Genomic DNA, 613 nt, shown 5'->3' with positions numbered 1-613 from the left:
CTGCCGCTGGACCCCACGCGGCGGCACCCCGCGCCCGGTCCGCTGACCGACTTCCTCGTCGAGCGGGCGGCCGACGCCTACGTCGAACTGCTGGGCGACTGGCGGCCGGTGACCACCGGCACCATCGACCTGGTGCCCGGCCCGCTGGGCAAGGGCGAACTCGACGGCGCGCTGCGCGCCGCCGTCCTGAAGCGGCTCCCCCGGGTCGCGTTCCTGGAGCCCGCCCTGCCCCGCGAGGGCACGGCGGACGACTCCGGTCTGCCCGACCGCGAGACACCGCCCGCGCCTTCCAGGACCTCGGCCTCGATGGGGCGCAGCGCGGGCGCCGAGACCGTGCGCGTCCTGGCCGAGGTGCTGCCGAGCCTGCTGCCCGCCGGTCTGGAGCGCCGGGTCGAGCTGCGCACCCTGGGCGTCGCCCGGGTGCCGCTGACGGAGGCGGTCGACCGCCTGGCCGGCCTGGAGCGCGAACCCGACTGGTGGCGGAGGCTGTACGACAGCCTCGCCGGTGTCGACCCGGACCGGCTGACCGGGCTGCCCGTGCCGCTCGCCGACCGGCGCACCACGATCGGCCCCCGCCAGACGCTGCTGCCGCTCGCCGACACTCCGCCGCACC

General features: G+C 77.8%; 1 pseudogene. It reads left to right on the top strand.

What is annotated here, in order from left to right:
- Positions 1 to 613: pseudogene (locus tag EAO77_RS37775) on the top strand (molecular chaperone Hsp90); the annotation flags it as partial.

The organism is Streptomyces sp. T39 (genome assembly GCF_008042045.1).
In the GTDB taxonomy this organism is placed as follows: domain Bacteria; phylum Actinomycetota; class Actinomycetes; order Streptomycetales; family Streptomycetaceae; genus Streptomyces.
The sequence above is the reverse complement of the archived record's forward strand: the minus strand, read 5'-3'. Positions and strand labels throughout refer to the sequence as shown.